Here is a 10,261-nt window from a genome sequence, read left to right as displayed (position 1 = left end):
TGCCCGCATCAAACCCGAGACATCGCGTCGGGCCCGAGCCTCCATCTCCGACGGCTGGTCAAGCACACCCACGAGCAACGACAATGACGACACGACAGCGGCTCCTTGCGACGCGGCAACGGTGTAGGAACCTGCAGCATCCCAACGGAGCCGCTGTCTCCACGCCCGCGCCACGCACGCCGCCACCTCAAGTCAAAACCGACACGCCAGCCGCGGCCAGATCAACTTTGCAATCGCCCTGCTGTTAAACCTCAGCGTCGTTGCTGAGTTCTTCCTTCCTGTGTATCGCGCCGTGCAGCTGGAGGGCTCGCAAAATGCTGATGCGGTTCCGGGCAAGATTTCATTGCACATCTATCCGGTCGATCTGGCGGTACGGTCGGGACTTGACTTCGTGGATAAGAATCCGAATGGGTTCAGTATCGTCATGGGGCAGGAATCTGCGCAGGGGCTTCGTGAGTCTTTTCTTGGTGCGACGACGGAAGATCGCGACGCGATGAAGGTGTGGCGGAAGCTGCGGAAAGAGGTGCGGGATTCTCTGAACTCTGGCGCATGGAGAGTCAGTACCGTGAACGGCGCTCGATCTCGAGACGATTCTCATCTGTCCACCTCTGGAGCCAAACGGCTGCAGGATCAGGGCGTCCCTTCGCTCGGGATGAGTGACTGGGTTGTTTTCGAATTGGATTGACGCCTGCCGATCCTGTCGGTCAACTCTCACTTTTGGCAGCTGTGATGAAGGCGTGGTCGGCAGCGTTTTCCGCGCGGCTATATCCCATAGTGGACAAGTGTCCGCAGTCCGGAGTCGTCAGAATGACAGAAGGCGGAGTGGCGCCCGTGGGCCCCGCCCGGCCTTCCGTTTGGCTCTACAAACACGGACCGGATTTGTGATGCCACCTTGGGAGACCGGGGCGGAGATGCCATAGCAAGATCCTGTTGCGTTCACCGGAGGGCGGAATGGTGCCTCGGTCCCTGATCCGCTGGGTCTGCGGGTCAACTGGGTGGGGGCGGGAGGCTCGACAGGGTCGAAGTGTATTTCGGTGCTCAGTTATTCGGCAGGCTGCAAGCGGGCCACCCTGTGCGCGTTAGCCGCGACACGCTCCAGCCTGGTGGCGCTTGGGCGTGTCGGTCTCAGCTGAGCCAGGTGGGGCGTAGGGGGAAGTGGGCGTTGGCTTGGTCGTCTAGTTTTACGGCTAGGACTTGGTGTAGTTGTGTGTTGTTGCGTTCGAAGCCGACTCGGCAGGCTGCCAAGTACAAGCCCCAGACCTTGGCTGTGGGGTAGCCGACTTCCTCGACGGCCGCGTCCCAGTTGGTGACTAGGTTTTGGGACCAAGCCGCCAGGGTTAGGGCGTAGTGTTCGCGGAGGTTTTCTTCGTGGCGGACTTCGAAGCCGGCGTCTTGGGCGTCGGCGATGATGCGGCCGGAGCCGATGAGTTCGCCGTCGGGGAAGATGTAGCGGTCGATGAAGGCGCCGGTGCTGCGGTAGCGGTTGTCTGGGCGGGTGATGCTGTGGTTGAGAAGGCGGCCGCCGGGCTTCAGGCGGTCCAGGAGGAAGCCGAAGTACGACGGGTAGTTGCGGACGCCGATGTGTTCGGTGAGGCCGATCGAGCTGATGGCGTCGAAGTCGCGTTCTGAGACGTCTCGGTAGTCGGAGAAGCGGACTTCGGCGAGGTCTTCGAGGCCCTCGGCCTTGATGGCTGCCTGGGCCCATTCGGCCTGGGCCGCGGACAGGGTGACTCCCAGAGACTTGACCCCGTACTCGCGGGCCGCGTGGCGGACCATGCCGCCCCAGCCGCAGCCGACGTCGAGCAGGCGTTGGCCCGCCTTCAGATCCAACTTGCGGGCGACCAGGTCGTACTTCTCGTGCTGGGCCTGCTCGAGCGTCGCATCCAAAGACGGGTAGACGGCGCACGTGTACGTCATCGACGGTCCGAGGATGTACTCGTAGAAGGTATTGGACACGTCGTAGTGGTGGTGGATCGCGGCCTTGTCGCGTCCTCGCGAGTGCCGCAGGCCCTCGAACGTACGGCGCCACTTCGGCAGGTGCTCCTGCGGTGGCGGGGGCGGCGGCTTGAGATGGCTCCAGCCGAGGCCTCGGACGATCCGCAACGCCTCTGACGGCGTCGGCCGCTCGAAGTGGACATGGTTGAGCATCATCTTCATCAGGTCGTACGGGTCGCCCGGGTGGATGCCCTCGATCTCCAGATCGCCTTGCACATAGGCGCGAACCATCCCGAGGTCGCCGGGCGCCGTGAGCACGTAGGAGAGCCCGCGCTCGGTCGCCAGGTGCATGTGGATCTTGGAGTCCTCAGGCCCGGTCGCGCTGCCGTCGTACGCGGTGAAGTAGAAGGGCAGCCCCTCCGGGGTCACCGCTGTGAGCGCACCTGCGATCGAAACCTGCGTCGAGATCGTTGCCGTCATCGGCGCGTCACCGCCTTCTCGTAGAGCCCAGTGAGCCGGGCGTCAGGGTCGTAGCGTTCTTTCACCGCAGTCAGGGCCGGGACGTTGTAGAGCCGGTCGAAGGTGTCTCGGTCGTAGTAGGCATCGGAGTACAAGGACTTGTGTCCGTCGAAGTCGGCGACGGCGGCCTCGATGCGGCGGTTCACGTCACCGTCGGCAGCGCCGGGCGCGATCGCGACCGTGCCCCAGAAGCCGACGTTGACGTAGGTCTCGCCGGGCTTGAGCGGATACAGCGGCCAAGAAGCATCGCCGCGGAGGCGCAGCGGGCACAGCCACATGGGCCGCATCCCGACCTCGGCGTCGAACCAGCGCAGGAAACCGGCCAGCCGCGACACCGGGATCTCGACGTCCTGGACGACCCGCTCGCGATCCGGATTGCCGCGGCGCCGATTGATGCGCGCGGCAACTTGATGGCGGTTCTCGAAGCCGATGATCTTGTGGTAGACGTCGCTCCGCCTGAGCCGCCGGGGCCAGATCCGCCGGACATAGGGGTTCTGCGCACCGAACGCCGCCGAGCACCAGAACCAGTCGGTGTCCCAGCGCCACAGATAGTCATGAGCGGTCAGCGCATCCGTCGATCGCTGCTGAATCGACTGGTAGAAGATCTGCTGTCCGGTGTAGTCACTCACCTGTACTGCGGTATCGCTGTTGCGCCCCAACGTCAGATACGCCTCGTCGGGGCTGAAGGCGACACCGTCGACGAAGTGCACCGGCTCGCCGCCATACGTGCCGTCGGCAACGATCGACTCGATCGCCGGGCTCAGCTCGTCCAGGCCGAGCCGCACGTGCCGCAGTGCGACGTACGGCGAGATTCGGTCGAGCTCGATCCGCAGGCGGGTGGCGTAGCCGAGCGAGCCGTAAGAGTTGGGGAAGGTGCGGAAGAGGTTCGCGTGCTCGCCGTCCGGGCGGGCGGTGACGATCTCGCCCGAGCCGGTGAGGATGTCCAGCTCCAGCACCGATTCGTGTGGCAGGCCGGCGCGGAACGACGAGGACTCGATCCCGAGACCGGTGACCGCGCCGCCGAGCGTGATCGTCCGCAGTTGCGGCACGACCATCGGCGTCAGGCCGTGCGGAAGGGTCGCGGCGACGAGGTCCTCATACGTACACATGCCCTGGACGTCGGCGGTCCGGCCGACCGGATCCACCGAGATCACCCCGGTCAGCCCGGACACGTCCAGCCCGGGGGAGTCGAGCGCCGATCTGGGCCGGAACAGGTTGGAGCTGCGCTTCGCGAGGCGGACCGGAGCTCCCGCCGGGATGCGCTGGTAGGACGACCTCAGCCGTCCAACGGCCTGATCGTGATCGAGAGTCGAGGCCAGATCCGATGTCGAAGGCACCTGTTCAGAGTACGACGAGAAGTCGTCCCCGGCACGGAATTCCCAGTGCACCTGCAGGACACCTGGAGTGCACTCCAGAACCACCCGAGCCAGTGGTTCTACCCGGTGGAAACTTCTTCCGGCCCGATGTCGAGGTGGCGCGCCGACGGCTCCGACGTACCGGCTGAGACACCAGGGAAAGGAGAACAGCATGATCGATCTGCCGCCAGCTGAATGAGCTCGTGAAGTCGCAGTACGAAACTGTCCGGAGGTACGAGTAAGTTGCGGAGCATGGCTGATTTGGTGAAGACCTTGCTGCCGTGGGAAGACCCAGAGGGCTTCCTCGGCGGGCTGCCCGCGGGGATCGACGCGCAGTACTACGCCGGTGGCGAGCCTCCGGCGCTGGACGCGGTCGAGTTCTACGTGCCCAGCTATATGGGCTCGTCCGAGGTCGTCGAGGTGGTCGACCAGATGCCTGCGCTCAAGGTCGTGCAGACCCAGACGGCCGGCTTCGAGAACGTGCTGCCGCACCTGCGCGAGGGAGTCACCTTGTGCAACGCGCGGGGTGTCCATGACGCGTCAACGGCTGAGCTCGCGGTCGGGCTGATCCTGGCGACGTACCGACGGCTGCCGCGCGCGGTGCAGAACCAGGCGCGCGGCGAGTGGCCGTCGTCGTACCAGGAGCTGGACGACTCGCTTGCCGACCGGACCGTGCTGATCCTCGGCTACGGCTCGATCGGGGAGGCGCTGGAGCGGCGGCTGGTCGGGTTCGAGTGCGACATCATCCGGGTCGCGCGGCGGGCCCGGGACGGCGTTCACCCGATCTCAGATCTGCCCGAGCTGCTGCCCAAAGCAGACGTCGTCGTACTGCTGACGCCCGCGACCGACGAGACGCGGGGGATGGTCGATGCCAAGTTCCTCGCGCAACTGAAGGACGGCGCGTTGCTGATCAACGTGGCGCGGGGCGTCATCGTCGACACCGACGCGCTGATCGCTGAGCTGTCCACCGAGCGGATCCGTGCCGCGCTGGATGTGACGGACCCGGAGCCGTTGCCGGCCGGGCATCCGCTGTGGTCGGCTCCGAACGTACTGATCAATCCGCACCGCGGTGGTGCCTCGACGGCGTTCTCGCCGCGGGTGGCCCGGCTGGTGCGTGCCCAACTCGAGCGCTATGCCAACGGCGAACCGCTGATCAACGTGGTCGCGGGGCCGCCGCGCTAACCAAACTAAGGCGCGGCGGGCCGGCCGCGCCGACGATGGAGGAGGACAAAGATGTCCGAGGCCGTATTGCTGATCGGTACCAAGAAGGGGCTCTGGATCGGCCGGAGCGATGCCGAGCGCCGCGAATGGACGCTCGACGGACCACAGTTCGAGATGCAGGGTGTCTACTCGGTCGGCATCGACACCCGTGGCGATCGGCCGCGCCTGTTGGTGGGCGGCACGAGCGAGCACTGGGGGCCCGCGGTCTTCCACTCCGACGATCTCGGCCAGACCTGGGACGAGCCGCCGAAGGGCTCGATCGGCTTCCCAGCAGGCGAAGACGCGTCGATGGAGCGCGTCTGGCAGATCCAGCCGGCGCCCGCCGACCAGCCCGGAGTCGTGTACGCCGGTGCGCAGCCGTCCTCGCTGTGGAAGTCGACTGACGGAGGAGTCAACTTCGAGCTGGTCCGGGGGCTCTGGGATCACCCGCATCGCAAGGACTGGGGTGCCGGCTTCGGCGGCCAGGCCATCCATACCGTGCTCCCGCATCCCACCGACCCAGACCGGATGAGCGTGGCGATGTCGACCGGCGGGGTCTACCGGACCGCGGACGGCGGCGAGTCGTGGGAGCCCACGAACCACGGGATCAAGGCGCACTTCATGCCCGACCCGGATCCGGAGTTCGGCCAGTGCGTGCACAAGCTGGCCGCGCATCCCGACGTACCGGAGCGGATGTTTGCGCAGAACCACCATGGCGTCTACCGCTCCGACGACGGCGGCACGATCTGGAAGTCGATCGCGGACGGCCTGCCTTCGGACTTCGGCTTTCCGATCGTGGTGCACCCACACGAGCCGGAGACCGTCTATGTCTTCCCGCTGATCGCCGACGCGAACAGGATCCCCACCGACGCGAAGTGTCGCGTCTACCGCTCTCGCGACGCCGGCTCTACCTGGGAGGCCCTGACGAACGGTCTGCCCGAGGTCCCGTCGTACGCACCCGTACTGCGAGACGCGCTGTGCGTGGACCAGGCGGATCCGGCGGGGGTCTATGTCGGCACCCGCGACGGCTGCGTCTACGCGAGCGCCGATGCGGGTGACACCTGGACAGAGGTGGCGCGCCATCTCCCCGACGTACTGACCGTGCGCGCCGCGGTAGTCGGCTGATGTCCGTCGCGGTGAAGCTCCCGACGGTGCTCAGACCGTTCGCCGGGGGAGCGGAGCGGGTGGAGATTTCACTGTCCGGCGAGCCAACAGTCGGCGCGGTCTTCGCCGCCTTGGAGGAGGAGCACCCCGCCCTGCGCAGACGCCTGACCGACGACCAAGGCGCCCTCCGCCGCCATGTCAACGTCTTCCTGGGCAACGACAACATCCGCGACCTCAACGCCCTCGACACCCCACTGTCCGACGGCGACGAACTACTGGTTCTGCCAAGCGTCGCAGGAGGCTGATGGCTCAGTGGTGGAACAGGCGGATGCCTGTGCGCGACAAGGTGATGCCGAGGTCGGCACAGGCAGCGGTGACCTCGGCGGCGCGGATGGAGCCGCCGGGCTCGGCCAGGTGGCGTACTCCGTGGCGGTGGGCTTCCTCGATGTTGTCGGCGAACGGGATCGCTCCGTCCGAGGTCATCGAGACATCCGTCATCCGGGCCAGCCAACTAGCCCGCTCGGAATGCCCGAGGCGATCCACCTCTGCCAGTTGATGGTTGATGCGAGCGGAGAGGGTCAATTCAGCACGGGCTTCGACTGCGCGGCGGAGCCACCAGGTATCGGCCTTCTGGCCTGCCAGGCGAGTGCAGTCGATCCGGGACTGCTGGCCTGCCCCGATGCCGATCGCCATCCCGTCCTTCAGGAAGGCGATCGAGTTGGACTGCGTGTAGCGGAGCACGATCAAGCCCAACAGCAGGTCTCGCGCGGCGGAAGCCGGTAGATCGGGGAGGAGCAGGGACCGGGTCAGCGGTTCGGCGTCGCGATGTTGGGTGAGTCTGAGCCCGTAGAGCTCGCGGACCTCCTTGACAGGAGGTTCGATGTCCTGGTCGGCCTCGAGAATCAGGAAGGTGCCGCGCTTCTTGGCGGCCAGTTCGCCGACCACGCCATCTTCGTATCCGGGCGCGATGATGCCGTCGCAGGTCAGGCGCTTCAGCACAGTCGCCAGATCGCGATCGACCGGGTGGGAGGCGGCGACGAAATCCCCGTACGACGACTTGGGGTCCGCGTCGCGGGCTCGGAGGTAGGCGCTGGCGACGGGTGAGGTGGAGTCGACGGCGTACGTAGTACGGATGGTCTCGTCGAGCGGCCCGGCAAGGGCGGCGCCGGCTGGGGAGACGTGTTTGAACGAAGTCGCAGCCGGTACGCCGAACGCGCGGCTCGCCTCGCACACAAGCTGCCAGGCGTTCAGTGCGTCCAGGAGGTTGATGTACGACGGGGCGCCGTGAAGCACCGTGAAGGGGGCGGTGCCCGAGACGGTGGCGGGCTGGTGGGGGTTCATGCCGTAGCGCAGGTGCATCGAAAGCCTCCGAGGATGAGTCGGAGGCGCCCAGGCGGACGGCGCCTTTCTCGTGCAGGCCGCTCCCCGGTGGTGCTCCACCCTCGCCAGTCGCGGTGCCCAGCAGCCTATTACTACAGCCGGAATTCGTGCTGTTGGGTGGCAGGCCCGGATCTCCGCCACTCACAAACCTCCCGTTTCCACCCAGGAGCATGCCTGTGCACGCTTGCCTCGATGCGATCAGTTGAGGTTTGTGAGTGGTGGCGGTCCGGCCGAGCGGCAGGAGGTAGCCGCCGTACTCCTGCCGCTCGGTTCGCCTACTGGGCTGCGACCCAGCCGTAGATGTTGCCGGGGCGGCCGGCTGCCTTGGCTTGGGTTGGGTCGAAGGGGCCGTGTTTGCGAACGGCGTTGTTGGAGTTGCCTTCCACGGTGGTGATCTTGCCGTTGCCGACAGCAACCACTACGCCGGTGTGCACGCTGGTACTGGTGTTCTGCGGGCCGGTGCCGTACAGCACGATGTCACCCGGTTGCATGCCGGTGTTGGTCGAGTGGGCGCGGCCCTTGTTTCGGCCCCAGGTGTAGATGTCGCCGGTGAAGCCGTAGTTGGGGATGTTGATGCCGGCCTGGCGCCAGGTCCAGGTGGCGAAGTGGGCGCACCAGGCCTGGCAGGGCCCGTACGGGTTGCAGTTGCTGCCGGGTGGGGTCTCGCCTTGGCCGATCTCACCGTTGGCGGCGTTGACGATCGCAGTACGGGTGTCGGCAGCCGCAGTACGGGTGTCAGCGGAGGCGGTGGCCGAGCCGACTGAGAGTAGGGCGCTGGCCAGCAGCAGGGCAGGAGCGAGGTTCTTCCATGAGGGGCGCATCGAAAGATCTCCTTCGTGGTGTGTTGGGAACACACGCCACCCCCCAGGGCCCGCCTTGCAGCGGCGTGAGCTGCTCGGCTCCGCCAGTCTGTTACATAACTACCAAAGTACGCAACCCATCGTAATTCTTTAACTACGGAATGTACTGGACAGGGGGTCAGGAGTCTTGTCCGGCCGGCGCTCTTACAGTGAGCGGTATGTCGAACACGCCTGATATCAAGCCGCGGAGCCGGACGGTCACCGATGGGTTGGAGGCGACTGCCTCGCGGGGCATGTTGCGCGCGGTCGGAATGGGTGACGACGACTGGGCGAAGCCGCAGATCGGCGTGGCGTCGAGCTGGAACGAGATCACCCCGTGCAATCTGTCGCTCGACCGGCTCGCGAAGGCGGTCAAGGACGGCGTGCATGCGGCCGGTGGATACCCGCTGGAGTTCGGCACGATCAGCGTGTCCGACGGGATCTCGATGGGCCACGTCGGCATGCACTACTCACTGGTCAGCCGCGAGATCATCGCCGACTCGGTCGAGACGGTGATGGAGGCCGAGCGGCTCGACGGCTCGGTCCTGCTGGCCGGCTGTGACAAGTCGCTGCCCGGCATGCTGATGGCCGCCGCGCGCCTGGATCTGGCGAGCGTCTTCCTGTACGCCGGTTCGATCATGCCCGGCAAGCTCGGGGACAAGGACGTCACCATCATCGACGCGTTCGAGGCCGTCGGTGCTTGCGCGCGAGGCCTGATCACCCGCGATGAGGTCGATGCCGTCGAGCGCGCGATCTGCCCGGGGGAGGGCGCCTGCGGCGGCATGTACACCGCGAACACGATGGCGTCCGCGGCCGAGGCACTCGGGATGTCGCTACCCGGTTCGGCGGCGCCGCCCGCGGTCGACCGGCGGCGCGACGGGTTCGCTCGCAGGTCCGGCGAGGCGGTGGTGAACCTGCTGGCCAAGGGGATCACGGCTCGCCAGATCCTCACCAAGGAGGCCTTCGAGAACGCGATCGCGGTGGTGATGGCGCTCGGCGGCTCGACGAACGCAGTACTGCATCTGCTCGCGATCGCGCGCGAGGCCGAGGTCGATCTCACCCTCGACGACTTCAATCGGGTCGGCGACAAGGTCCCGCACCTGGGCGACCTGAAGCCGTTCGGCCGGTACGTGATGACGGACGTCGACCGCGTCGGCGGCATCCCGGTCGTGATGCGTGCGCTGCTCGACGCCGGCCTGCTTCATGGCGACTGCCTGACGGTCACCGGCAAGACGATGGCGGAGAACCTGGCCGAGATCGCCCCGCCGGATGTCGACGGGACCATCATCCGCGCGCTCGACCGACCGATCCACGGCACCGGCGGCCTGACGATCCTGAAGGGCAGCCTGGCGCCCGAGGGGGCAGTGGTGAAGAGCGCCGGCTTCGACTCGGACGTCTTCGAAGGTACTGCGCGCGTCTTCGACGGCGAGCGGGGCGCGATGGACGCCGTCGAGGACGGATCGCTGAAGGCCGGTGACGTCGTGGTGATCCGCTACGAAGGTCCGAAGGGCGGCCCCGGGATGCGCGAGATGCTCGCCGTCACCGGCGCGATCAAGGGCGCGGGCCTCGGCAAGGATGTGCTGCTGCTGACCGACGGCCGATTCTCCGGCGGTACGACGGGGCTGTGCGTCGGCCACGTCGCGCCCGAAGCCGTCGACGGCGGCCCGATCGCGTTCGTGGCGGACGGCGACCGCATCACCCTCGATGTCAAGAACCGGACTCTGGAGCTGCACGTCGAGCCCGAGGAGCTGGACCGCCGTCGCGTGGGCTGGACGCCGAAGGAGCCAGCGATCACCAAGGGCGTCCTCGGCAAGTACCGGAAGCTGGTCACGTCGGCCTCCGAGGGAGCTGTGTGCATATGAGGATCTGTCCCGACCGACAGGACATAGTGCCCGAATTCCGCTGTGCCGGGCTGCCGCTGAGCGTGGG

General features: G+C 66.6%; 9 protein-coding genes and 1 riboswitch. Of the genes, 5 read left to right on the top strand and 4 right to left on the bottom strand.

The annotated features are described in order from the left end of the window. Positions 1-280 precede the first annotated feature (280 nt). Positions 281-685, top strand: coding sequence for a hypothetical protein (locus A3ES_RS54740; RefSeq protein ID WP_157631043.1), 405 nt, complete (start codon positions 281-283; stop codon positions 683-685). Positions 686-1,125: 440 nt separating this feature from the next. Here the strand turns inward: A3ES_RS54740 and A3ES_RS0141960 are convergent, their stop codons facing one another. Together A3ES_RS0141960 and A3ES_RS0141955 are read right to left on the bottom strand one after the other, a co-directional pair. After that, positions 1,126-2,415, bottom strand: a complete 1,290-nt coding sequence (locus tag A3ES_RS0141960; RefSeq protein WP_020392843.1) for an SAM-dependent methyltransferase — start codon at positions 2,413-2,415, stop codon at positions 1,126-1,128. Beyond that, entirely contained in the window at positions 2,412-3,791 is a 1,380-nt protein-coding gene (locus A3ES_RS0141955) for an FAD-binding oxidoreductase (RefSeq protein WP_237745195.1), read from the bottom strand. The genes A3ES_RS0141960 and A3ES_RS0141955 overlap by 4 nt, the downstream gene beginning before the upstream one ends. A gap of 270 nt (positions 3,792-4,061) precedes the next feature. Here A3ES_RS0141955 and A3ES_RS0141950 point away from each other — a divergent pair, with 270 nt between their 5' ends. The 3 genes from A3ES_RS0141950 to A3ES_RS0141940 are packed head-to-tail and all read left to right on the top strand — an operon-like array spanning position 4,062 to position 6,418. Continuing rightward, positions 4,062-4,991 carry a 2-hydroxyacid dehydrogenase gene (locus A3ES_RS0141950; RefSeq protein ID WP_020392841.1) on the top strand — a complete coding sequence of 310 codons (930 nt, stop codon included), beginning with the start codon at positions 4,062-4,064 and terminating at the stop codon, positions 4,989-4,991. A 51-nt stretch (positions 4,992-5,042) separates the two neighbouring features. Then, positions 5,043-6,134: a WD40/YVTN/BNR-like repeat-containing protein gene (locus A3ES_RS0141945; RefSeq protein ID WP_020392840.1), complete on the top strand. Its 1,092-nt coding sequence runs from the start codon at positions 5,043-5,045 to the stop codon at positions 6,132-6,134. Further along, positions 6,134-6,418, top strand: coding sequence for a ubiquitin-like small modifier protein 1 (locus A3ES_RS0141940; RefSeq protein WP_020392839.1), 285 nt, complete (start codon positions 6,134-6,136; stop codon positions 6,416-6,418). Before A3ES_RS0141945 ends, A3ES_RS0141940 begins: the two co-directional genes overlap by 1 nt. A 4-nt stretch (positions 6,419-6,422) precedes the next feature. Here the strand turns inward: A3ES_RS0141940 and A3ES_RS0141935 are convergent, their stop codons facing one another. Both A3ES_RS0141935 and A3ES_RS51975 read right to left on the bottom strand, forming a co-directional pair. Further along, positions 6,423-7,472 carry a hypothetical protein gene (locus A3ES_RS0141935; RefSeq protein WP_020392838.1) on the bottom strand — a complete coding sequence of 350 codons (1,050 nt, stop codon included), beginning with the start codon at positions 7,470-7,472 and terminating at the stop codon, positions 6,423-6,425. Positions 7,473-7,493: 21 nt separating this feature from the next. Then, positions 7,494-7,576: riboswitch (ZMP/ZTP riboswitch) on the bottom strand. A gap of 192 nt (positions 7,577-7,768) precedes the next feature. Then, positions 7,769-8,314, bottom strand: coding sequence for a CHAP domain-containing protein (locus A3ES_RS51975; RefSeq protein WP_020392837.1), 546 nt, complete (start codon positions 8,312-8,314; stop codon positions 7,769-7,771). A 197-nt stretch (positions 8,315-8,511) separates the two neighbouring features. Between A3ES_RS51975 and ilvD the strand changes: the two genes are divergently transcribed. Beyond that, positions 8,512-10,194, top strand: a complete 1,683-nt coding sequence (gene ilvD / locus A3ES_RS0141925; protein ID WP_020392836.1) for a dihydroxy-acid dehydratase — start codon at positions 8,512-8,514, stop codon at positions 10,192-10,194. Positions 10,195-10,261 lie beyond the last annotated feature (67 nt).

This window comes from Kribbella catacumbae DSM 19601 (assembly GCF_000372465.1).
GTDB lineage: Bacteria > Actinomycetota > Actinomycetes > Propionibacteriales > Kribbellaceae > Kribbella > Kribbella catacumbae.
The sequence above is the reverse complement of the archived record's forward strand: the minus strand, read 5'-3'. Positions and strand labels throughout refer to the sequence as shown.

Excerpts from the sequence above, each read along its gene's own strand:
- A3ES_RS0141960 (WP_020392843.1), bottom strand. The coding sequence starts at position 2,415 with ATGACGGCAACGATCTCGACGCAGGTTTCGATCGCAGGTGCGCTCACA.
- A3ES_RS0141950 (WP_020392841.1), top strand. The coding sequence starts at position 4,062 with ATGGCTGATTTGGTGAAGACCTTGCTGCCGTGGGAAGACCCAGAGGGC.
- A3ES_RS0141945 (WP_020392840.1), top strand. The coding sequence starts at position 5,043 with ATGTCCGAGGCCGTATTGCTGATCGGTACCAAGAAGGGGCTCTGGATC.
- A3ES_RS0141940 (WP_020392839.1), top strand. The coding sequence starts at position 6,134 with ATGTCCGTCGCGGTGAAGCTCCCGACGGTGCTCAGACCGTTCGCCGGG.
- A3ES_RS0141935 (WP_020392838.1), bottom strand. The coding sequence starts at position 7,472 with ATGCACCTGCGCTACGGCATGAACCCCCACCAGCCCGCCACCGTCTCG.
- A3ES_RS51975 (WP_020392837.1), bottom strand. The coding sequence starts at position 8,314 with ATGCGCCCCTCATGGAAGAACCTCGCTCCTGCCCTGCTGCTGGCCAGC.
- ilvD (WP_020392836.1), top strand. The coding sequence starts at position 8,512 with ATGTCGAACACGCCTGATATCAAGCCGCGGAGCCGGACGGTCACCGAT.